Consider the following 22,258-nt stretch of genomic DNA (forward strand, 5'->3'; position numbering starts at 1 on the left):
CACCTCGACTATGAAGATCGGAGAGAACTGGGCCGGATATGTAGGAGTCTCCGGCCGACCATCATTCTTCGACGAACGGCTTTCCTATCTGGTTGACCTGCGGCGCCTTGTAGGCAAGATCCGTGTCGATCATGCGCCCCGCGGCTTCGGGAAGACGTCCTTGAACGGGACGCGCTTGAGGAAGCCGTCGCGGTCGCGAGCGGCTATCCCTACTTGGTCCAGCTCATCGGAGACGCCGCTTGGGCCGCGGCCGGACGCCCGGACCCGGGCGTGACTATCACCGCTGCCAACGTGCGCATCGGGCGCGGCGCCATGGAGGCAGATTTGGAGGCCCTCTCCGTGCCCCGCGCGAGGCTGATCGACAAGGGATTCCTCCAAGCCAGCCTACGCGGCACCCTCGAATTCACCATTCCCGGATTCGCACAGTTTGTCCGCGACCTCGGACAGGACTAAGCGCTGTCGACCCCTTTTGGCCAAGGCCCGGCAGCCCTTACTCCTGCCCGAGGATCCAGCGAAAACCTGCCCCGTCTCCCTGGGATGACACTCAAGGCACGCATGCCAGTCGGCAAAGTCGTTGCGGACGGCCGGAACTCCCGGAATGTCGACCGGCATGTGCGCCACTGGCCGTCGAGACGGATGGTCCTCCCCGGCAGCGCCTCTTCGGAGTAACTTTCATGTATGAGCCTCACCCATCGGCTCGGACGTATGTCAGGGCGCGATCCAGCCGAGCAACACCGGACCTCGACCCCGCTCGAGCTCCTCTTCGACCTCGTCTTTGTCGTCGCCTTCAGCGCGGTCTCAACACAGACGGCCCTGCTCCTTGAGAAAGGGCACTGGTCGGCCGCTGTCACCGGGTTCGTCCTTGGGGTCTTCGCGATCAGTTGGGCGTGGGTGAACTACTCGTGGCTGGCCTCCGCGTACGACAACGACGACGTCTTCTTCCGCATCGCGACGTTGATCGAGATGGTCGGGGTGCTCGTGATCGCCCTCGGGATGCCACCCTTCTTCCGCTCGATCGACGAAGGCCGCCATGTCGACAACGCAATCATGGTGAGCGGGTACGTGATCATGCGTGTAGCCGCGGTAGCGCTCTGGCTGCGCGCTGCGCGGCATGATCCTGAGCATCGGCGAGCCTGCCTGACCTACGCGGCTGCCGTCTCGGTGGCGCAGGTCGGATGGGTCCTACTCATCTTCGCCTCGCTCCCGATCGGGGCGACGTCGTGGGTCATCGCGGCCCTCGTCGGCGTCGAGTTGGTGGGCCCGCTCCTCGCCGAGCGGAAGGACGGAGGAACCCCGTGGCATCCGCACCACATCGCTGAACGGTACTCGCTGCTCGTGATCATCACGCTCGGTGAGGTGATCCTCGGCGCTGTGCTCGCGATCTCGGCTGTCGCCGACCGGTCGGGTTGGTCGGTCGAGGTCGTGCTCGTCGCCTCCGGCGGCACCGCCCTCGCCTTCGCGATGTGGTGGCTGTACTTCACCGTCCCATCCGGGCGGGTGCTGGGACATCATCGCCGTCGCGCGTTCGGATGGAGCTACCTGCACATCGTCGTGTTTGCCTCGGTCGTCGGCACGGGCGCCGGCCTCCACGCGGCGGCGATCTTCATCTCCGGTGGGAGCCACATCGACGCCACCGCCACGGTACTCACCGTCGCCCTTCCAGTGTTCGTCTTCGAACTGACCCTCGTGACGATCTACTCGCTCCTGCTGCGCACTGCCGATCCGTACCATATCTGGATATTCAGCGCGGCCGCGCTCGTCCTTGTATCTGCGGTAGTCGCGGTGGGCCTCGGTGCGAGCGTGGGCACCACGCTGCTCCTCGTCGCTGCCTCGCCCGCGCTCATCGTCGTAGCTTACGAGACGGTCGGCTACCGACACGAGGAGCAGGCCCTGAAGCAGGCTGGGGCCTAAGGCTGCCCGCCGCGGCCCGCGAGGTGGACGCCCGAACGGGAGTGGGCCTTACGGTTTCCACCCGGCAACAGCAGCACACCGAACAGCTGGTCAGGGACCCGGCGCAATGCGATCAAATCCGCCACGTAGGGCAGAGCCTGTTCCCGTCTATGCGGCCTGGTCGAAGAAGGACCCGCCACGGAAGCGCGAAACGCATTGTTGAGTCGCTGGCGGGGCTGTATAGCTGACGCGCCATTTCAGAACAACAAGACCAGCCCGACGCCGGCTGCCGCGGCTCCGACGCATGCCGCCATAGTGCCCACTCCGTTGAGGAGGGCAAGGCCTGTCCGGCCGCTCTGGACAAGCCTGACCGTCTCCAAGCTTGCCGTGCTGAAAGTCGTGTACCCGCCGAGGAATCCAGTGCCCAGAATCAACTGAAGGGATTCGGGAGCCTGATGTGCCATGACCAGTCCCGCCAGGATCCCCATGAGCAGCGACCCGGAGAGGTTGATGAAGATCGTTCCCAGCGGCAGCGCAGTCCTGGCCCAGGAACGGACCACACCATCCACCACGAAACGTGCGGCCGCGCCCGCCCCGCCCGCGAGCGCTATGAGAAGGAGGGTCATGGCTGGGCCTTCTGCCCTTGACGGGCGGACCGGTGCTGGAGCGCCCCAAGCCAAATCCCCAGGGTTGTGGCCACGACACCGCCCAGCAGGCTGGTTGCCAGATACCACATAGCGTCCATCCCGCGTCCTGCTCCGAAAAGATGCACCGAGTCCAGCGCCAAGGTGCTGTAGGTGGTGTAGGCCCCAAGGAAACCGCTTCCAATGCCCAAGCGGGCAACCCGGCGGAGACCGGCGTCGGGCCCGCTTCGGGCGAGCGCTTCGAGGAGCCAGCCAAGCGCGAGCGCACCGGACAGATTGATAAGCAGGGTGGGCAGCGGCCACGCATTTGGCGCCGGAAGGGCCATGCCAAAACCGTAGCGGCTCAAAGCCCCCAGAATTCCGCCGGCCGCGACGAGCAGAACGAACCGCCCGTGCAGATGGAGCGGGCGGTGCGGGTGCCGGCCCTGGGGTGCCGTCTGGGTTTGGACTCCGGGCGGGGCAGTGCTGCTTTCCTTCATTGATCCCTGCTTGGGTCGTGGCGGCCCAAGGGAACCATGAGCACGGGGCAGTTCTGGCGATGTGCCAGATGCAAGGCTACCGATCCGGTGACCAGTCCTTCAAACTTCGGGCCAAGGCCATGTTCCTTGGTTCCCACGACGATCATGGAAGCGTTGATACTCGCTGCAAATCGGCCAAGCGACCGGGCAGGCTCGCCGGCGAGGGTCACAAAGGTCCACCGCACACCCCTTCCGTCGAGTTGATCCGCGATGCGGGATTGGAGCGACTCCGAGATGGCCGCGGCGTCGTCGTCGATTCCGTCCGGGTCGATCGCTTGGGCCGCCAGATGCCCATCCCGGTCCCCTGCCGCCGGGAAGCTCGTGACATCAGCGAAGGCCAGGACCAGTTCCAATCCGGCGCTGATTGCTACTTCGGCGGCTTTCTCAATCACTGTGACAGGCTGGTTCGGGAGCACTCCTGCCAGCACCGGTCCGGCCAAATGGGCGGGGCCGCCCTTGGCCGGCGGCGGGTCCTCGCCGCGGGGGTTGCTCATGGGGCCCTCCAGATGTCCGGGGTGTGAGGATGCGGGTTCTTCCATCTTGCTCCAGTATGGGCTTCTGCGACTGGCGTTGTCCCAGGCGCTAAGCGAGAATGTCGATATGTGCGGTCGGTTCAGTGTCGGTTTCGAAGCAGACTATCTGTCGAGGAAGCTCGGTGCCGTGCTGCGCGGTGATACCGACTACCCCTCGCCAACGCTCCAGATCAACCCGACTGACCCTGTGGTCTTTCTGAGGGGACGGGCCGGGGACGGTTCAGTCGGACGCGAGCTCGCGGCCGGGCGGTGGGGCTTGGTTCCAACATTCTCCAAGTCCTTCGATTCGAAAGTACCCACCTGGAATGCGCGCTCGGAAACCGCCGGGGCAATCCCGGTATTCAGGGCGTCCCTGCCCAAATGGCGGGCGGTCGTCCCGGCCTCTGCCTACTACGAGTGGAAGAAATCGGGTCCTGGCCGCAAGGATCCGAAGCAGCGCTACATCGTCGAACCGCAGGATGAGCTGATTACCTTCGCCGGATTGTTTGCGCCATGGCGCGACGAGAGCATCGAGGACAAGTCCGCGCCCGGCGCGTGGCGTTTGTCCTGCTCGATCCTGACCATGGATTCCCCTCCGGAAGGCGTTCACGAAAGACTGCACAATTTGCATGACCGGATCCCGGTCCCGATTTCTCCGGACATGATCAACGATTGGATCGACCCCAAGGAAACCAGGGGCCAGGCCCTGTTGGACGCCGTGCTGGGCGATGCGTATGGCTTGGCGTCGTCATGGACAATGAGGCCCGTGGAACTCGTGGACGACAACACCAAGTTGGTGGACATCGCGAACCCGGCCGCCTGACTCAACGCTCGTAGCGCAGCTCGGCCCTCACGTCCGTATCCTTTAGCCAAGTCAATCTGGTGGCCGATCCGAAGGGATTCGGCCACCATTGCACCAGGACCTTGCCCTCGGACGTCCGGGTGACCATGGCCGGAACGTATTGAAGGTACTTCGGCCAAACGAGCTTGGCGATAACGGGCACCCTTGAAACGGTTGACAGCGGCTCCGTTTGCCGCGGCGGCGGGGCGCCGACTGAATTCAACGGCGCGGGATATTCGGGCTGGTCAGGCATGCCCGAATACTACTGCGAGGCATCGACAATATGGAGATCAGGAGATTCGAACTCCATAGCTCGATCATTCCGGCCACCGGGCATTCGACGGCCATTCCCCATGCAGCTGGGAAATGGCCGCCACGGGCTAAAGCCGGGTGTCGAACGAATCGCAGAACACGTTTTCGTTGAACGTTCCCTGGAACTCGGATTTGCCCTGGATTTTCTCGATGGTAGCCCGGATGGCCTCCCGAGTCCCTGCATGGGCGTTGATGGCCGTCTTGACCATCGGCACATCGATCAAGTGGTTCGGCTGGTTCAGCGAGACGAACACCGTAGGGACTTCTGTGACGTACCAAGGGATTTCCGCCGCCATAGGGCTGGACCACTTGATGCGGATCGCCGCCTCCTGGGCAAAGCCCAACACGCAAGCGAAGACGAACGCGGCATCATACTTGTCCGCATAATCGCCGGTGGCTTCGTCGGATATGACGCTCATGAAGTTCACGCCCGACTCCCCCGCAGCTTCACGCTGCTCCGCCGTCTTAAAGAGGTGGACCTCGAAACCGGCGATTTCAAGTTCCTCCTTGACCGTATCCAGGTAGGCCAGCGGATCCGCCCGGGTGAAATCGGAACCGCCCGAGATGCCGTACAGGCGAATGCGCTTATGCGTTTCCGGCGTGATGGGCAGGTTGCCGGCGGTGTCCTTGATCAGGGTGACGGTCTTGTCGGCGATTTCGGCGGCGACGGCGAGGTGGGCTTCGCTGCCGATCAGCCGCAGTGCCTCAGGCGACGGCGTCAATTCTTCCGGCAGTTTCTTGTGCAGCCCCAGGCTGGCCTTCAACCCCAGAATCCGGCGCAGTGCGTCATGCAGGCGCTGATCGGTGATCACGCCGGACTTGTAGCCGTCCATCATGTACTGAAAGTCCTCCGCCCGGTTGCGGAAGAACAGGAACATGTCGCAGCCGGCGGCGATGGTGGCTGGAACAAGGTCCTTGCGTTTCTTGGCCTGGGTGAGGCCGACCATTTGGGATGCATCAGTGAGGATCAAGCCGTTGAAGCCGAGCTCGCCACGGAGCAAGTCCTGGAGAAGCTCCGGAGCGAGGGTGGCTGGAAGTATGTCCCTGTCTTCCGTCCCCGGACGGAAATGCCGTGTGAGCTCAGGCGCCCCGATGTGTCCGACCATGATGGATTGGACCCCGTGGCCGATCATTTCCCGGTACACGTGCCCGTAGCTGGAATTCCATTCCGCGTACCCGAGCGTGTTGTACGAAGTGACGACGTGCTGGTCGCGTTCGTCCACGCCGTCGCCCGGGAAGTGCTTGATAGCGCAGACGGTGGGCGATTCGCTGATGCCGTCGAAGTACTCCTTGGCGCGCTCCACCACGATTTCCGGTGTGTTGCCGAAGGCCCGGGTGGAAATGACCGTGTTGCGCCAGTTGTAGTGGATGTCCACGATCGGTGCGAAGGCCCAGTTGCAGCCCAAAGCCGCGGTTTCCACACCGGCCACCTGGCCCATCTTCCTGGCGATGGACTTATCCGGGTGGGAACCGGCCTGCAGGTGGGTCGACACAAAAGTTCCATCGTCGCAGCTTCCGGCTCCTCCCATTTCCGGGTTGGAGGCCACCAGGAGCGGGATCCGCGTTTTGGACTGGGCATAACGGATGTGTTGCTGGACAGCGGCGGACGGACCCGGCCTGTACCGCATCCCGCCAACGTGATAGTTCTCCAGTACACCGTCGAGGTACTCCGGGGAGTAATCGTTGTTGTGATTGATGAAGAGCTGCCCGATTTTCTCCTCGAGGCTCATGCCGCGGATGGTGGAGTCCACCCACGCAACGGCGTCGTCGTCGAGGTTGAACGGCGCCGACTGGAGGTCGACGTCGAACTGCCGCGCTGGGGTGCCCACGGCACCGGCGGCGCTACCGCCCGCCGGAGGTTTGGAAACTGCGACGGCGGCAATCCCGGCCAGCGCTTCCGCGACCACCTCGCTTACCGGGACGGCGATGTCCACGACAAACCCGGCCTCGTCGGCGTCGAGCGGTTCCAGGGTGGTGAGCTGCGAATCAAGGAGGGCAGGCGGCATGAAGTGGCCGGAACGCCCTTCTGTCCGTTCCCTCAGCACCTCTTTGCTGCCGTGCAAGTGCAGGAAGACGGTGTCCGGGGCTTTCTCACGAATGGCATCACGGTAGCTGCGCCGGAGGGCGGAGCAGGCGAGCACCAGCCCGCCGTCTTCGGCGTTGGCGAGTTCGGTGCCGACCGTCGCAAGCCACGGCCAGCGGTCTTCGTCAGTGAGCGGGGTTCCAGCGGCCATTTTGGCAACGTTTTCCACCGGGTGGAGCGAATCGCCATCGAGGAACGGAACTCCGAGAGCCCGGGCCACGAGGTCCCCGATGGTTGTCTTGCCGCAGCCGGAAACGCCCATCACCACAATGCGCCGCGGCATTTCCGCGGCTGCACTGAGGTCCCCGGCCATGGCTACGTTCCTACCAGTCATGAACGGTGCCGTCCACGAGACGGTTGTAGGGCAAGTAGGCCTGCTGGTACGGGAAAGAGTTGGCGGCTTCTTCATTGAAGTCGACGCCGAGGCCCGGCTTGTCGCCCGGGTGCAGGTAGCCGTCGGTGAAGGTCATGGACTGCTCGAAGACCGTGTTGGTCTTGTCCGAGTGCTGCATGTACTCCTGGATGCCGTAGTTGTGGATGGCAAGGCCAACGTGCAGCTGCGCGGCGAACCCGACAGGGGAAATGTCGGTGGGGCCGTGGAATCCGGACTTGATCTGGTACTGGGCAGCGAAGTCCATGACCTTCTTCAGCGGCGAGATCCCGCCGAAGTGCGTGGACGCGGCCCGGACGTAGTCGATCAGCTGTTCCTTGATGAGCGTCTGGAAGTCATAGACCGTGTTGAAGATTTCACCGATGGCCAGCGGGGTCGTGGTGTGCTGGCGGACCAGGCGCAGCCCTTCCTGGTTTTCGGCCGGGGTGCAATCCTCGAGCCAGAACAGGTCGTACGGTTCCAGAGCCTTGCCAAGCTTGGCGGCCTGGATGGGGGTCATACGGTGGTGGCCATCGTGCAGCAGCGGGATTTCCGGGCCGAATTCGTTGCGCACTGCTTCAAAGACCGTGGGCAGGTGGCGCAGGTAGGCACGCGTGTCCCAGTCCTCTTCCTGCGGAAACGCACCGCGGCCGGCCGGCTCGTAGTCGTAGCGCTCACCCGAAGCCTGCGCCTGGGCGGCCACGCCGTAGACGGCCTTGATGCCCGGGATGGCGGTCTGGATGCGGATCGACTTGTAACCGAGCTCCAGGTGCTCCCGGACCGAGTCGAACAAGGAGGGGATGTCCGCGCCAGAGGCGTGGCCGTACGCGCGCAGCCCGTTGCGGGAGGCGCCGCCCAGGAGCTGGTAGACCGGCAGTCCGGCCACCTTGCCCTTGATGTCCCACAGCGCCATGTCGACGGCGGCGATGGCGGCCATGGTGACGGGGCCACGGCGCCAGTACGAGGAGCGGTAAAGGAACTGCCAGGTGTCCTCGATCCGGTGCGGGTCCTTGCCGATCAGCAGCTGCGCCACGTGTTCCTTCAGATACGCGGCCACGGCGAGTTCACGGCCGTTCAGGGTCGCGTCGCCGATGCCGGTCACGCCGTCCTCGGTGGTGATCCGCAAAGTCACGAAGTTCCGGGTGGGGCTGGTCACGAAGACTTCAGCAGCAATGATTTTCACAGCTGGTCCTTTCAGGGTTGCTGATCGAGGGCTGGCCTGGCCCGGATGCGACGTGCACCACAGGGCGGGTAAAGACGATCTTAGGATGGATGACAATTTTTGGCAACCGGTTGCAGTATTATTTCGTGGAGAAATTCTCCGAAGCGCTCGCTCAGAAGAGGTAAGCGAGCGTTGGCGAAAAAGCCGCCAAAGGTGAGCGAGGGTTGGCGGAAAGTGCCGTATATGTGAGCGAGCGTGTGTTCTGCCAAACGCCGGCTCACATACGTGGCACTTTCCCCCGACGCCCGCTCACATAATTCCTCTATCTGCCAAACGCTCGCTCAGATATCCTGGCCTACACGACGGCGCCCGTCGCCTTCGCGCGGAAGGCAACGGGCGCCGTCGAAAGTGATTGCCGGACTAGCTGAGGTTGCCGGCGGCCGCGAAGGTCTCGGCCAAGCGCTCGACGAGGTCCACGATCGCCGCGTCGGCGACCAGGTCCGGATCCACGAGGCCGAGCAGAGCCTCGAGCCGGGCACGGCCCGTGAGGAGGTTCGCGGCGGCGATGTCTGCCGCCTGCGGATCCTGGAGACCGGTTGCCGTGGCGGTGTAGGCAGACCAGGCCGCGATCATCCGCGCAGCCGCTTGGCCGCTGCGGCCGGCGGCGCGCTCGGCGCGGAGCACAGGCAACGCCCGCATGCGCAGCTTTGCGCTGCCATCCATGGCTATCTGGGCCAGGTGGTGAGCGATCCGGGAATTCCCGAAGCGTTCCAGCAGGGCTGCCCGATACTCGGGGATGCGCAAGCCCTCACCATGCAGGCTGGTGGCGGCCTCGTCCCAGAAGTCCTCCACCGCCCGTCGGCAGAAATCGTCGGCGAGCGCTTCGGCCACTGTCTTGTGTCCGCGCAGCTGGCCGGCATAGGCGAGGAGCGAGTGGGCGCCGTTGAGGAGCCACAGCTTCCGGTTCTCGTACGGCTCGATCTCGTCCACGAAAACGGCGCCCGCGTCTTCCCAGTGCGGGCGTCCCGCGGGGAAGTCCCCGCTGAGGACCCAGTTGCGGAAGGGCTCGGCGACCACGGGTGATTCGTCGCGGTATCCGCAGGCGGCAGCGACGGCGTCGATATCGGCGTCCGTCGTCCGCGGCGTGATGCGGTCAACGGAAGTACTGACAAAACTGACGTTGGCGTCGATCCACGCGGCGAGCCCGGCGTCGAACGCCTTGGCCATCCCCATCACGGCGCTTCTGGCAACGGTCCCGTTGTTGGAGAGATTGTCGCAGCAGACGACGGCGAGTGGACCGGCGTCGGCGTCGCGGCGCGCGGCGAGGCCGAGTACCAGGCGGCCCAGCGGCGTCGTCGGCTTGCCGGAAGCAGAACCGTCAGCAAGCAAGGCGAGGTCCGCGACGACGTCCGGCGCTTGGTTGTCCAGCTTGCCGTCGGCCCCGAGCCGGTAGGCGGCCTCGGTGATGGTGAGCGTGATGAGCGAAGTCAGCGGCGCGGAGACAAGCTCGACAAAGCGCTCGACGTCGGCACCGTCAACAGCCTCGACGATGCTGCCGATGACTTCGAAAGAATCACCGGCGTCCGAACGCTCGACCACGGTATAGAGGCCGTCCTGGGCGGCCAGGACCTCTGCGGCATCCGGGCGGCGGCCCGTGAAGGAGGCGATGCCCCACTCCTCCGCGTCGCCTGCATGCTGGGTGTACCACGCCTGGTGGGATCGGTGGAAGGCACCCAGCCCCATGTGCACGATGCGCACCGGGGCTTTGCCGATGGGCTTGATGGCACGGCTCAAGCGGGGAAGATCCGCGGCCTGCTCGGGTTCGTTGGTCACAGCTTGAAGACCCTTCGGGGTGAGGAGTCGACGACGTCGACGATGATTTCGTGGGCGCGGTCTTCGCTGACACGATGCTCGGCGACGAGGCGGGCGAGGAAGGATGCTTCGATCCGGCGGGAGGCGTCGTGCCGGGCCGGGATGGAGCAGAACGCGCGGGTGTCGTCGATGAAACCCGACGACCGGGAGAAGCCCGTGGTTTCGGTGACGGCGGAGCGGAAGCGCAGCATCGCATCCGGTGCATCGAGGAACCACCACGGTGCGCCGAGGTACACGGAGGGATAGAACCCTGCCAGCGGCGCCAGTTCGCGGGAAAACACCGTCTCGTCCAGGGTGAACAGCACCAAGTGGAAGTCCTTGGCCGTGCCGAAGTCCTGGAGCAGGGGCCGGATGGCTTCGGTGTAGTTGGTGGCGAACGGGATGTCGTGTCCGGTGTCCGCACCATAGGCCTCGAAGGTGGGCTGGTGGTGGTTGCGGAACGAACCCGGGTGGATGGTCATGACCAGGCCGTCTTCGACGGACATCCTGGCCATCTGGTACATCATGTGGGCTTCGAAAGTGTTGCGGTCCTCGGCCGTGGCCTTGCCGGCACGCGCAAGCTCGAAGATCCGCTCGGCTTCGCTCCGGTCCAGCTTGAGCGTTGCCGGGGTGAGGACGCCGTGGTCCGCGGAGACCGCGCCATGGTCCACGAAATAGCGACGCCGGTTTTCCAGGGCCGTGATGTAGCCGGTGTAGCCGGTAGCGCCATCGCCGGCGGTTTCGATGAGCCGCTCGACGTTGGCACTCCACGCCGGGTGGGCGATGTTCAGGTAGGCATCCGGACGGAAGGTCGGCAGCACCCGGCCGTTGAAGGAGGGGTCCTCTGCGATGGCCTTGTGGCTGGCCAGGCTGTCCAGGGGATCGTCCGTGGTGGCCAGGACCTCGATGTTGAAGTCCTTGAAGAGCTGGCGGGGACGGAAGTCGGGCTCGACGAGCTTGGCGGCAATGACGTCGTAGCTGGCGTCGGCAGACATCTCGCCAAGGTCCGCGCCGAGCTTGAACACACTTTCGAACTGCGTGCGCAGCCAGTACCCGGAGGCAGTGCCTTCGAAGAGGGGCCAGGACTGGACGAAAGTCCGCCAGATCTCCCGCGATTCGGAGGGGTTGGCGCCTCCCGAGAGCAGCTTGCCCATGGGGACTCCGCTGGCGTGGATCAGCCGGGTGACGTAGTGGTCCGGGCTGACCAGGAGCGCGGCCGGATCAGGGAACGGGGTGTTGCGCTCGATGACGGCGGCGTCAACGTGGCCGTGCGGAGAGATGACGGGCAGGTCCTGGACGCGCTCCAGAAGCGAGCGCGCAATGCTGCGCGTCCCGGGATCCGCGGGCAGGAGCCGGTCAGGATTGACTGCGATCGACTGTGACATAGGTCAATTTTCAGCCGGAAAAATCAATCTGTCAACCGGTTGCCATCTGTTGCCATCCCGTTGCAACTGCTCCCGGGGATGGCTTGAATCTAGGCAATCAGCCGTCCGCTGGAGCCGCGCACCACGAGCTCCGTATCCACGCGAACTGCTCCCGCGGGCCAATCGTGGCCTAGCAACATGTCCAGCAGGAGGGTGGCAGCGCGGGAACCGCACTCCCCCAACGGCGACCTCACGGTAGTAAGCGCCGGCGTCGTGAAGTCTGCCCCGAAGATGTCGTCAAAGCCCACAATGCTGATCTGGTCCGGAACGTGCATGCCGGCGGCCTGAAGCTCCTGCATGAGGCCTATGGCGAGGAGATCGTTATAGGTGATCACCGCCGTCGCACCGCTCGCCAGGACGTCGCGCGCTATTTGGCGGCCGCCGTCGACGGTTGGCTTGGAGGATTCCAAGCGGACCGCCCCCACCTTGTACCAATCGCAGGCGGCTTGGACGCCTTCCCAGCGGCGGCGCGACATCCAGGACTGCGGCGGCCCCGCGACATAAGCGAGCTCCCGGTGGCCGTTGGCGGCAAGGCTCCGCACCGCCTGGCTAATCCCCGTGTTGACGTCCGGGACCACGCATGGCACTCCATCTATTTCGCGATTGATCACGACCACCGGCTTGTCCGCAGCCAAGTCCAGGATCTTTTCGTCGTCCATGCGCGGACTCGCCAAAATGAGGCCGTCCACCGAACTCAACATCCTGCGGGCCGCGATCAGTTCAGTTTCGGGTGACTCTGCGGACTCGGCCAGCACCAGGGTGTAGTCCCGGCCGGACCCCGTGGTTTCCGCACCGCGGATAATGTCGAAGAACGTCGGGTTGGTGATATCCGCGACGATCAGTCCGATCGTCTGGGTACGGCCGGTGGGAAGTGCCCGTGCGAAGGGGTTCACCTGGTACTTCAGCTGCTCGGCGGCATCCTCGATGATCTTCTGGGTCTTGGCACTGACCCTGCCTGGCTTGCTCAGCGCGCGCGAAACCGTAGATGGGTTGACTCCCGCCAGCTTCGCGATGTCGTAAATGGTGGGCGAGGATCTCTCCGCGCGTCCACGCTTGGCAGGGAAAGTTGCTGCTCCGGAATTCGTCGCTTCAGTCACTGCTCCATCGTAATCTGGCTTGGCAACAAAAAGCGGGACGGTTGCCAAACCATTCGGCCGGCGACCGCCCTGCTTAAGTGCCCCGCTGCGTGCGCTGCTGGGGGTGCCCCGCGAACTACGAGCGCTCGGCGAACTTGCCTTCCTCGCTGATGCGCTTGTTGAGTTCGCGCATGTACTCCTCCTCGTCGAAGTCCAGGGAGACCTCCCTGCCGGTCCAACTCGACAGGTGGATGGCATTCGCCAGTCGGACGCCTTTGATGCCGTCCGATCCGGGTGCCAACAACGGAGTTCCGTCCAGAATGTTGGCCGCGAAGTTCTCCAGGACCCCGGCGTGCTGTCCGCCCCAGGCCGACTCGAACTCGATGACCTCGGTGGTGTAGTAGTCCTCGGCCTTCAACTCGCCCATGAAGAGCTTGCGGACATCGTCCATGTCCATGCCGTCGCTGAGTTCGCGCTCGGGCTTGACCAGGCGGGTGACCGTGGCGGTCTTGCTGTTTTCCACCACGATCTTGCCCTGGTCGCCCAGGATCTCGAAGCGGTCCGTGCCCACGAGGTCGTGCGTGGCCGTGACGAAGACGCCGGTGGCGCCGTTACCGTAGTCCACGACGGCGGTGACCTCGTCTTCGACGGCGATGTCCCGGCGGAATCCGTACGCCACCTTGGAGTAGACGGACTTCGGTACGCCGCAGATCCATTGCCACAGGTCAAGCTGGTGGGGTGCCTGGTTGACCAGGACACCGCCGCCTTCGCCGCCCCACGTGGCGCGCCATTCGCTGGAGTTGTAGTAGCCCTGCGGACGCCACCAGTTGGTGATGATCCAGTTGGTGCGGCGGATGGCCCCGATCTCGCCGTTGTCGACGATCTCCTTGAGCTTCTTGTAGAGCGGGTTGTTGCGCTGGTTGAACATGATGCCGAAGGAAAGCTCAGGCTTGGAGGCCGCGAACTCATTGAGCTCCTTGACCTGCTTGGTGTAGACACCGGCGGGCTTCTCCACGAGGGCGTGGATATTGCGCTTGAGCGATTCGATACCCATTTCCGGGTGCAGGTAGTGGGGCACGCACGTGACGATCGCATCGACGTCGCCGCTTTCAAGCATGGCGATGTAGTCGTCGTAGAAAGGCGCCTCAGGGTACCGGGAGGCGGCCAGTTCCTTCTTTGCAGGATCGGTGTCGCAGATAGCGCCGATCACCATGTTCGGAACCATTCCGTCAGTGATGAACTTGGCGTACGTGCCGCCCTGCTGGCCCAGGCCGATGATGCCAAGGCGTACTTTCTTGCTCATGAGTGGATCTCCGTTGTTGTGGGATTAGAAGAGGTCTGCGTGGCCCATGGCCACCAGGTTGTCGTAGGAAGTCTGCAGCGCTTCCCACACCGTGCGGCCGTAGAGCTCGTCTTGCTCTACGAGCAAGTACTCCGCGCCGGCGGCCTGGGCCGCGGGAATGATGGACGGGAAGTCAAGGTTGCCTTCCCCCACTTCAGCGAACTGGACCACGTTCTTGAACTCGGCCATGAATCCGGCGATGTCCCCCGTTTCCAGGAGCCCGAACGCCTGCTCCGGCAATTCGCCGATCCGGTAGTCCTTCAGGTGCACCATGGCAGTGCGTCCGGCGTACTTGGCCAGGGTCCGGACAGGGTCCAGGCCGCCGCGCTGCACCCAGTGCACGTCGATCTCCATGCCCATGGCCGGAGAGTTTTCGGCAATGATGTCCAGCATGTACTTGCCGTCGAACTTCGCGAACTCGATGTGGTGGTTGTGGTAGTACAGGCCGATGCCGTGTTCCCGGAGGTTTTCGGCGTATTCGTTGGCTTGCTTCGCGAAGTCCACCACGGCGTCGATCGACTTCATGGCCGGGAACGGCATCATGCCAATCCGCAGCAGGTGCGTGTCCAGTCGCTTTGCGTCGTCAACGATCTTGTCGAAGTGGTCCTCGAGGGAGTCGCCCGGCATGCCCTTGGGCGTCTCCATGGCGACCGAAAGCGCCGCGATGTCCATACCCAGTTCGCTGCGGGAGCGGTCCAGTTGGGCAACGTTTTCCGGGGTCATCGGGATCTGGGAGATCTCGACGGCGTTGTATCCGATCGCGCTGACCTTGCGGAGCGTTTCAAACGCGCCGGCTTCGGCAAAGCTGCCCTTCAGCATCATTGCCTGTACGCCGATTTTGGCCACTTTGTCCTCCGTAGTTCCGGGCCCTCATGGGCCGCGTGGTTAGCCCACCTGCCCGGAGATCTCCGGGTAGGTCTGGGCATAGATGTCTTTGACGATCCTCAGTGACTTTTCAGCTTCCGCGGGGCTGATCCAGAATGGATCAGGTTCCCCGAGCTTGGCGTAAAAGTCCTTGATCAGGAGTTCGTGGGATACGCCCCAATACGCACGCCCACCCGATTCCAAGGCACGTTCCGGGATGGTTTCCACGGCGCCGTCGGCGTAGCTGACAATAAGGTCGCCCCGGAGGCTGAGCGTGGCCTTTTCGGTCACGATGTCCAGCGTCACCGGTGCGTTAGTTGCGTTGGCCAGGGTGGCATAGAAGACGCTGGTGGCACCATTGGCGTGGCCGGCGATGAATTCCGCCGTATCCTCCACCTCGATCACGCCGCCGAGCGAGCGGGTGGAGGCGTGGCCCTCCACTTTGGTCACGTCACCTACCAGCCACTGGAGCAGGTCCACCGTGTGGATGGCCTGGTTCATCATCAGGCCGCCGCCTCCCTCAGCCCAGGTCCCGCGCCACGGCCTGTCCCGGTAGTACTCGGCCGTGCGGTGCCACATCACGGTTGCCGAGGCGCCCAGAACCTGACCCAGCCCGCCGTCGTCGAGCAGTCTCCGCATGGCCTGCGACGTCGCGTTGTAGCGGTTTTGGAAACATACGGCGATCTTCGCCGTGCTCCGTTCGGCCGCCTCGACCAGCCGGCGTCCCTCTTCAAGAGTGTGGGCGAGCGGCTTCTCGACAATCACGCTGACGCCGCGTTCAAGGCAGTCCGCAGCCAGCGAGGCATGCAGGTGGTGCGGTGTGCAGACATGCACGACGTCGGGCCTCACCGCATCGAGCATCTCCAGGTAGTCCGCGTACCCCGCCACGCCATAGGCGGCCGTTGCCGCCTGGAGGCGTCCGGCGTCGGTGTCACAGACTGCCGCGAGTTCAACGTCGTCCATCTTGGCGATCGCTCCGAAGTGCACGCTCGATACATCGCCGCAACCGATGACTGCTGCTGTAGGCATTCTTCTCCCTCGAAAGATGTTTTCCTTTGAACCTACAGGCCCTCAGGCGAGGGCAACACCGTTCTTGGCTGCGAGTGCCGCAAACGCGCGCGCCGCAGCGCCGAAGGCTACGGGTCCGGAGAATCCGCCCAGTTCGTGGGTGCTTGCAAGGTGCGGTTCCAGCGATGCGAAGCCGGCAAAGCCGTCGGCCTTGAGCGCGGCGATGGTGGCGTCCAGTTCGCCGTCGCCTTCACCGGCAGGCACTACTTGACCCGTCCCGGCGACTGCATCCTTGATCTGGAAGTACTCCAGGTAAGGGCGCAGTACGGCATAACCCTCCGTGTGCGGCTTGACGCCCACCTGGACAAAGTTGGCGCTGTCCCAGGCAACGCGCAGCGCGGGTGAATCGACGGTCTCCATGATGTCCAGGACCCGCTCGGGCGTGTCGCCGTAGATGCCCTTTTCGTTTTCGTGCAGGAGGACGACGCCGGACGCGGCCGCCTCGTTCGTGAGTGCGGTCAGGCGCTCCATGACTGAGTCGCGGATGTCCTCGTGGCTCTGCCCTTCGGCCCGGTAGAAGGAGAAGATGCGGATGTATTTAGTATCGAGGCCCTTAGCCACCGAAATGATCTGGCGCATCCGGGCGAGCTCGTGTTCCACGGGAACACTGACGTCAATCTTGCCGATGGGGCTCGCGACCGCGGAAACCTTCAGGCCCTTCTCGTCCAGGATCGCCTTGAGCCGCTCGACCTCTTCCGGCTCGAGTTCAGAGACATTGGTGCCCCACGCGCTGCGCACTTCGATATGGCTGGCACCGAGGGCTTGCAGTACGGAGGCCTGGACCGCGGGATCGGGATCTATTTCGTCGCCGAAACCGGACAGGCTCCACACGGCATTGGTTTCAGTCACGGAAATCTCCTTTGGATCCGTTCGCCCGCCCGGCGGCATATGGCGCCAAGTGGCAGTTCGCGGGCGTGCGTTCGCCTCGAGTCTAGTCAGCCACGCGCCGGATTGACAACCGATTGCCAAATATCGGCAACATACGTCGGCGCGTCAACGGGACTCAAAACGGGACGCCTGGTTTGTTTCGCGAGCGCCGCGCCGTACTCGCCGTTGCGAGCTCCGGCGTCGTGATTTCAGCTTGCTGGATTGTCACCTCCGCTGCCATTCGAGAATTGCCGCTCCTGTCCGCGATCGGAAAGGGCTCGGACTGAGCCGCCGTCAGGCCGGTGCCCCCTCCGTCTCGGCGGGGAAATCCGCTGCGCTTCGCTATGGCACTGAGGTCCAGGTGCTGCCAAGATGGGCTCCATGGACCCCATGGACTTGGCGGCGCCCCTTCTGGACGAACCGGTTGTGCTGGTTGTCATGGGCGTTTCCGGTTCCGGCAAGTCCACAGTTGCCGCCCTCCTTGCGGGCCGGCTTGGCTGGGCCTTCGAAGAAGGCGATGCCTTGCATCCCCAAACAAACATCGACAAGATGGCAGCGGGACATCCGCTCACGGATGAGGACAGATATCCCTGGCTGGAGAAGGTTGCCGAGTGGGTCGACCGGAGGCTGGATCATGGGGAAAACGGCGTCATTACTTGTTCGGCGCTCAAACGGTCTTACAGAAACATCATTAATCGCCGGGGTTCAGGTGTCGTCTTCGTTTTTCTGTCCGGGACGCCCGAGACTATCAGCGCACGGCTGGCCGAACGGCACGGCCATTTCATGCCCGCCAGTATGTTGGGGAGTCAGTTCGCGGACCTTGAGGAACTGTCCCCGGGTGAGCCGGGAATCCGGATCGACGTTGGTCCGGGTCCAGCGGTGATTGCCCAGCAAATCATGGACAAGTTCGGCCTGCGGCCGAGCGGAACAGGACGAGAACCATGAACGGAATCTCCATCCTCAACAGGCCCTTCGCAGGGGTCGCCACCGACGCCACCACCGACGCGATGCATCAACCGTGGACCGGCCACGACACCCAAGTACTTGTGGTGGCGGCCATCGGCATCGCGATAGTCGTCTTGCTGATCGTCTGGGCAAAGATGCATGCTTTCCTGGCCTTGAGCATCGGCGCCCTCTTCGTCGGCATTGCCTCGGGTATCGCCTTGGACAAGGTGACCACGTCCTACGAAAACGGCGTGGGCGGCGTGCTGGGCTACGTCGGCGTGCTCATCGCATTGGGCGCGATGCTGGGCAAACTGTTGGCGGATTCCGGCGGTGCGGACAAGATCGTGGACACGCTTCTCCATGGCCGGCCCGCAACGCTGCCGTGGAAGATGGCGCTCATCGCCGGCATCATCGGCATCCCCATGTTTTTCGAGATCGGGCTCGTGCTACTCATACCTGTCGTGATGCTCGCCGTGCACCGTTCCAAGGGCCCGGCGATGCGTCTTGGGATTCCGGCCCTGGCCGGCTTGTCGGTGCTCCATGGGTTCATCCCACCGCACCCGGGCCCGTTGGCCGCAATCGGCATCCTGCACGCCAATGTCGGTGTGACTCTTGCCTTTGGCCTGCTTATAGCGATTCCAACCGTCATCATCGCAGGTCCCCTCTTTGGCCGTCTCGCCGCACGGATCGTGCCGATCGGAGCCGCAGGCGCTGGCCTGGCCGTCACCGTCGGAGCCGGCGAGACCACCCATCCGGACAGCTCGCAAGGCCCTGGCGCAAAAGCCGCCAGTTCGCGCGGCGACGCGCCCGCTGGTAAGGCACAGGATCCGCAAGCCACACGCAGCCCGTCCTTCGCCTGGACCCTGGTGACCCTGCTGTCGCCGCTGGTGCTCATGCTGATCAAAGCCGGGGCAGACATTTGGATGGACAAGAGCGCCGCGCTCCGGCCCTTGCTGGACTTCATCGGTGATCCGGTCTTTGCGCTGCTCGTGGCGGTGCTTCTGGCAATGGTGACTTTCGGTACAAGGGTGGGCTTCTCCGCCTCCACCCTGACGAAGAAGATCGGCGAGAGCCTGTTGCCGATTGTCGGGGTCATGCTCATCGTCGGCGCGGGCGGCGGCTTCAAGCAAGTACTCGTCGACGGCGGTACCGGAACCGCGATCGCCAAGATCGCGGTAGCTGCCAGTCTGTCTGCCCTGGTGCTGGGGTGGATCATCGCCGTGCTGATTCGCCTCGCCACCGGCTCGGCGACTGTTGCTACGGTGACGGCCGCCGGCATCATCGCACCCCTCGCAACCGGATTGTCGCCGGCTCAGCTAGCGCTGGTTGTACTCGCCATCGGTGCCGGATCGCTGTTCTTCTCCCATGTCAACGACGCCGGCTTCTGGCTGGTCAAGGAATACTTCGGGCTGACAGTTGGGCAAACAATCAAGACCTGGTCGGTCATGGAAACCATAATTTCGGTCGTGGGATTCGGATTTACACTGCTGCTGTCCGTTTTCGTCTAGTCAGGACCGGCCCTACAGGGCGGCACGCGCCTCGTCGGCGGTCAAAAGCCTTCCACCAAGCCCGCCATTCTGGTGAAGGTCGCCTCGCATCAGCTCGAGCCTGCCGGCCGCCTCGATTCCTCCGGCCTTGACCGGATCAAATCCAGCGGCACTAATGAGCCTCTCCACCGTTGCGGCCGCCGCGTCGTCGTCGGTTGCGTAAAACAGAACTGCCCGCCCGGATGGCCGGTTGGCTGCCGAACCCAGCGCGTCGGCACCCAATGTGCCGAAGGCCTTCACGAAATGCACGCCGTCAGGGAGCAGACTAGCCACGATCGAGGCTGACGATTGGCCCTCCGGCAGCGTCGTGGTATATCCGCCGCGGCCATCAGGCCCGATCGGGTTGGTCGGGTCGATTACCACCTTGCCGACCAGCGCCTCGGACAATTGGGAGATGAGTTCCTTCTCAGTGTCCAGCCACACGGCCATCAGGACGGCGTCCGCTTGTGACACGGCATCGGCGACACTCGCCGAATTTGCCAACTCACCCAGCTCAGCGGCCAACGATTCGGCATGGGATTGATCGCGGGCCGCCAAGACGACCGGCTCGCCGCCCTGAACAAGATGGCGGGCGACACTGGACCCGATGTTGCCGATTCCAATAATTGCAGTTGTCACGTCAACCTCCAGATTACGGTGATAGAGCCATTGGCCTAATGGACTATTTGTCGTGAGATTGGGCCACTCAAGAGGCGGGACAAACCAGGCTCCCACTTCGCCAAAGTGCCCTGTCCTGATAGTACGCGTGGTGATAATGGCAACATAGGGTGCTTATCGTCGGGCAGTCATTTCAGTAAGTACACTTACCATATTCTGCCGCGCCCTAGGGGCCGGACGGTCAGGACCGCACGCGGATGCGTCCCCCGGAGTCGCGTCATGGCCGTGGCCGGGAGCCCCGCGGCCGGACAACCCCAGGCGCACCCACCGACAACGCGTCGGGATAGTCGCCACAGGAAGTATCGTCCGGTCGGGGGTTCCGCTCAGATGGTAAGCATGCTTACTATCTTAACTGCCAGTATTTCTGGTTCTTGATCCGCAGCCGACCTTCTTGGAAAGAGAGCGAAGATGACAGAGAACCAATGGGACGGGAATTACACGCCCCCGCCGGTCACCGAGCAACCAGCGGGTACGCAAGTTCCCCCGCCGCCTACTCAGAACAGCGGCATGCCGACGACGGAAACCATCAAGGACGAAGCAGGGAACGTGGCCGCGCAGGCCGGGGACTCTGCGAAGAACGTCGTCGAAACCGCGAAATCCGAAGTCGCGAACGTTGCCTCTGAAGTGAACTCGAGCGCAAGGGACCTGCTGGACCAGGCCAGGCTGGACCTCACGGACCAGGCCGGAAAGCAGCAGCAAAAAGTCGCCGCAGGCCTTCGATCCATCTCGGAAGAACTGCAATCCATGGCCACCGCCTCGGAGCAACCCGGCGTCGCAACGGATTTGGTGCGGCAAGCCGCCGAACGGTCTTCATCCGTGGCGACGTGGCTCGAGGACCGGGATCCCGGGTCCCTTCTGGACGAAGTGAAGACTTTCGCGCGGCAGCGTCCTGGGGCGTTTCTTCTCTTGGCCGCCGGAGCAGGCGTCCTGGCCGGCCGCTTGAGCCGCGGACTGAGCGCCGGCGCTGACGGCTCCTCACGAGGAACGGCCACCGGGCGGGGCCCGATCCAGCCAGCCCACGACGAAGCCCGGCCTTTCGTCCCCGGGCCAGGGATGACAGTGCCCCCTCCCCCGGTCCAGCTCCCCGGCCCAACCACTACGACTGCTGGATACTCGAACACCGGCACCCTCCCGGTCGACAGGACCGTTGAATCCACCGGCACGCCGGGCACCCTGCCTCAGCCCACACCGGTCACCGAGCCGGAAGCCGATCCCTGGCCAGACGTCGACCCCACCAGCGGTGAGTCGCGATGACCGAGAGCCAAATCCCGCCGACGCCCGCACAAGCCAAAGCGGAATCGACATCGTTGGGAGACCTTCTGGGCGAGGTCACGCGGGATATTTCCACGCTGATGCGCCAGGAAGTGGAGCTGGCCAAAGCTGAACTGAAGCAGTCCGCGGCGCAGGCCGGCAAGGGCGCCGGAATGCTGGCAGGCGCCGGTGTTGCCGGGCATTTCGTCCTCCTCTTCCTCTCCCTCGCCCTTTGGTACGCACTAGGCGAGCTGATGGGCTTGGGCTGGTCCGCCGTCGTCGTGGCCGTTCTCTGGGCGATCGTGGCGGCAGCCATGGCATCGATAGGCCGCAAGGAACTCAAAGCCGTCAAAGGCATGCCCCAGACGGCCGAAACAATCCAGGAAATCCCAGAAACACTCAAACCACGCGAGGAGCAACGATGAGTGAAAATCCGGATGATATCCGTTCCGAGATTGAGGAAACCCGGCGGCGCCTTGGCACCAACGTAGACGCAGTGGCGGATAAGGTGACGCCATCGCACGTTGTCCGACGCCAAACCGAAAAAGTCAAGGATGCCGTCTTCCGCGTGAAGGAGAACGTCATGGGCACGGCTGATGAGCTGGCAGATGGCGGACGATCAGCGATCGACGACGCCGGTGCGGCGATCGGGGACGTGCCCCACCGTCTGGCCGGCAAAACGCAAGGCAACCCGTTGGCTGCCGGGCTGATCGCCTTCGGGGCCGGGCTCCTGGTGGCTTCCCTGATCCCGGCAAGTGAGAAGGAAAAGGAGACAGCCGCGGCCCTGAAGGAAGCGGCCGAACCCCTGACCACCGAACTTGCCGCGGCAGCTCAGGACGTGGCCCAGGATCTCCAGGAGCCAGCCCAGGAAGCGCTGGAGAACGTGAAGTCTGCGGCCTCTGAGGCAGTCGAAAACGTCAAGGAAGAATCCCAGACGGCCGTCTCCGACGTAACGGACAGCACCGCAGCGGCCAAGGACAGGATCCAGCCCGCATGATCCAGACGGAGGCGTGCTGTCCGGCTAACACTTCTAG

22 protein-coding genes are annotated in these 22,258 nt (G+C 63.9%); 8 read left to right on the top strand and 14 right to left on the bottom strand.

What is annotated here, in order from left to right:
- Positions 1–213: 213 nt before the first annotated feature.
- Positions 214–453 (top strand): hypothetical protein, encoded by a 240-nt coding sequence (locus ABH924_RS01770; protein WP_404496424.1) that lies wholly within the window; start codon positions 214–216, stop codon positions 451–453.
- Positions 454–678: 225 nt separating this feature from the next.
- The gene (locus ABH924_RS01775; protein WP_404496426.1) at positions 679–1,911 is read left to right on the top strand and encodes a low temperature requirement protein A; all 1,233 of its coding nucleotides are present in this window, start codon (positions 679–681) and stop codon (positions 1,909–1,911) included.
- A 236-nt stretch (positions 1,912–2,147) separates the two neighbouring features.
- Here ABH924_RS01775 and crcB read toward each other — a convergent pair whose 3' ends face one another.
- Genes crcB through ABH924_RS01790 form a run of 3 tightly spaced genes read right to left on the bottom strand, consistent with a single transcriptional unit; the run spans position 2,148 to position 3,546 of the window.
- On the bottom strand, positions 2,148–2,516 hold the full coding sequence (crcB, locus tag ABH924_RS01780; RefSeq protein ID WP_234748485.1) for a fluoride efflux transporter CrcB: 369 nt from the start codon (positions 2,514–2,516) through the stop codon (positions 2,148–2,150).
- A complete protein-coding gene (locus tag ABH924_RS01785) occupies positions 2,513–3,013 on the bottom strand; it encodes a fluoride efflux transporter FluC (protein ID WP_404496428.1) in 501 nt (166 codons plus the stop codon). The genes crcB and ABH924_RS01785 overlap by 4 nt, the downstream gene beginning before the upstream one ends.
- Positions 3,010–3,546 carry a universal stress protein gene (locus ABH924_RS01790; RefSeq protein ID WP_404496430.1) on the bottom strand — a complete coding sequence of 179 codons (537 nt, stop codon included), beginning with the start codon at positions 3,544–3,546 and terminating at the stop codon, positions 3,010–3,012. The genes ABH924_RS01785 and ABH924_RS01790 overlap by 4 nt, the downstream gene beginning before the upstream one ends.
- 106 nt (positions 3,547–3,652) lie before the next feature.
- On the opposite strand from ABH924_RS01790, the gene ABH924_RS01795 reads away from it, so the two are divergent.
- Positions 3,653–4,387, top strand: a complete 735-nt coding sequence (locus ABH924_RS01795) for an SOS response-associated peptidase (RefSeq protein ID WP_234748493.1) — start codon at positions 3,653–3,655, stop codon at positions 4,385–4,387.
- Position 4,388: 1 nt separating this feature from the next.
- Here the strand turns inward: ABH924_RS01795 and ABH924_RS01800 are convergent, their stop codons facing one another.
- The 10 genes from ABH924_RS01800 to ABH924_RS01845 all read right to left on the bottom strand — a co-directional run bounded on the left by ABH924_RS01800 (position 4,389) and on the right by ABH924_RS01845 (position 16,806).
- The gene (locus tag ABH924_RS01800) at positions 4,389–4,658 is read right to left on the bottom strand and encodes a hypothetical protein (protein ID WP_139359719.1); all 270 of its coding nucleotides are present in this window, start codon (positions 4,656–4,658) and stop codon (positions 4,389–4,391) included.
- A 127-nt stretch (positions 4,659–4,785) separates the two neighbouring features.
- Complete coding sequence (locus ABH924_RS01805) at positions 4,786–7,134, bottom strand: gluconokinase, GntK/IdnK-type (RefSeq protein WP_404496433.1); 2,349 nt, start codon at positions 7,132–7,134, stop codon at positions 4,786–4,788.
- Positions 7,124–8,353 carry a D-mannonate dehydratase ManD gene (gene manD, locus ABH924_RS01810; RefSeq protein WP_234748499.1) on the bottom strand — a complete coding sequence of 410 codons (1,230 nt, stop codon included), beginning with the start codon at positions 8,351–8,353 and terminating at the stop codon, positions 7,124–7,126. Before manD ends, ABH924_RS01805 begins: the two co-directional genes overlap by 11 nt.
- Before the next feature lie 399 nt (positions 8,354–8,752).
- A complete protein-coding gene (locus ABH924_RS01815; RefSeq protein ID WP_404496564.1) occupies positions 8,753–10,075 on the bottom strand; it encodes a mannitol dehydrogenase family protein in 1,323 nt (440 codons plus the stop codon).
- An 86-nt stretch (positions 10,076–10,161) separates the two neighbouring features.
- Positions 10,162–11,568: a glucuronate isomerase gene (gene uxaC, locus ABH924_RS01820; protein WP_404496435.1), complete on the bottom strand. Its 1,407-nt coding sequence runs from the start codon at positions 11,566–11,568 to the stop codon at positions 10,162–10,164.
- 89 nt (positions 11,569–11,657) lie between these two features.
- Positions 11,658–12,704 (bottom strand): LacI family DNA-binding transcriptional regulator, encoded by a 1,047-nt coding sequence (locus ABH924_RS01825; protein WP_404496437.1) that lies wholly within the window; start codon positions 12,702–12,704, stop codon positions 11,658–11,660.
- Positions 12,705–12,819: 115 nt separating this feature from the next.
- Positions 12,820–13,986, bottom strand: a complete 1,167-nt coding sequence (locus ABH924_RS01830) for a Gfo/Idh/MocA family protein (protein WP_404496439.1) — start codon at positions 13,984–13,986, stop codon at positions 12,820–12,822.
- Positions 13,987–14,010: 24 nt separating this feature from the next.
- The gene (locus ABH924_RS01835; RefSeq protein WP_404496440.1) at positions 14,011–14,871 is read right to left on the bottom strand and encodes a sugar phosphate isomerase/epimerase family protein; all 861 of its coding nucleotides are present in this window, start codon (positions 14,869–14,871) and stop codon (positions 14,011–14,013) included.
- 39 nt (positions 14,872–14,910) lie between these two features.
- Complete coding sequence (locus tag ABH924_RS01840; RefSeq protein WP_404496442.1) at positions 14,911–15,918, bottom strand: Gfo/Idh/MocA family protein; 1,008 nt, start codon at positions 15,916–15,918, stop codon at positions 14,911–14,913.
- 42 nt (positions 15,919–15,960) lie between these two features.
- Positions 15,961–16,806 carry a sugar phosphate isomerase/epimerase family protein gene (locus ABH924_RS01845; RefSeq protein WP_404496444.1) on the bottom strand — a complete coding sequence of 282 codons (846 nt, stop codon included), beginning with the start codon at positions 16,804–16,806 and terminating at the stop codon, positions 15,961–15,963.
- 399 nt (positions 16,807–17,205) lie between these two features.
- Between ABH924_RS01845 and ABH924_RS01850 the strand changes: the two genes are divergently transcribed.
- Both ABH924_RS01850 and ABH924_RS01855 read left to right on the top strand, forming a co-directional pair.
- Entirely contained in the window at positions 17,206–17,769 is a 564-nt protein-coding gene (locus ABH924_RS01850; protein WP_234748521.1) for a gluconokinase, read from the top strand.
- 62 nt (positions 17,770–17,831) lie between these two features.
- Entirely contained in the window at positions 17,832–19,277 is a 1,446-nt protein-coding gene (locus ABH924_RS01855; RefSeq protein ID WP_404496566.1) for an SLC13 family permease, read from the top strand.
- Between the two features lie 12 nt (positions 19,278–19,289).
- On the opposite strand, the gene ABH924_RS01860 is transcribed toward ABH924_RS01855, so the two are convergent.
- Complete coding sequence (locus ABH924_RS01860; protein WP_234748524.1) at positions 19,290–19,934, bottom strand: NADPH-dependent F420 reductase; 645 nt, start codon at positions 19,932–19,934, stop codon at positions 19,290–19,292.
- 546 nt (positions 19,935–20,480) lie between these two features.
- Between ABH924_RS01860 and ABH924_RS01865 the strand changes: the two genes are divergently transcribed.
- From ABH924_RS01865 to ABH924_RS01875, 3 genes are read left to right on the top strand one after another with little or no spacing between them, the layout of a single operon-like run.
- Positions 20,481–21,227: a hypothetical protein gene (locus ABH924_RS01865; RefSeq protein ID WP_404496446.1), complete on the top strand. Its 747-nt coding sequence runs from the start codon at positions 20,481–20,483 to the stop codon at positions 21,225–21,227.
- Complete coding sequence (locus ABH924_RS01870) at positions 21,224–21,649, top strand: phage holin family protein (protein ID WP_404496448.1); 426 nt, start codon at positions 21,224–21,226, stop codon at positions 21,647–21,649. Before ABH924_RS01865 ends, ABH924_RS01870 begins: the two co-directional genes overlap by 4 nt.
- Positions 21,646–22,221: a DUF3618 domain-containing protein gene (locus tag ABH924_RS01875; RefSeq protein ID WP_404496450.1), complete on the top strand. Its 576-nt coding sequence runs from the start codon at positions 21,646–21,648 to the stop codon at positions 22,219–22,221. The genes ABH924_RS01870 and ABH924_RS01875 overlap by 4 nt, the downstream gene beginning before the upstream one ends.
- Positions 22,222–22,258 lie beyond the last annotated feature (37 nt).

The sequence above is a fragment of the Arthrobacter sp. GAS37 genome, assembly GCF_044908325.1.
GTDB lineage: Bacteria > Actinomycetota > Actinomycetes > Actinomycetales > Micrococcaceae > Arthrobacter > Arthrobacter ramosus.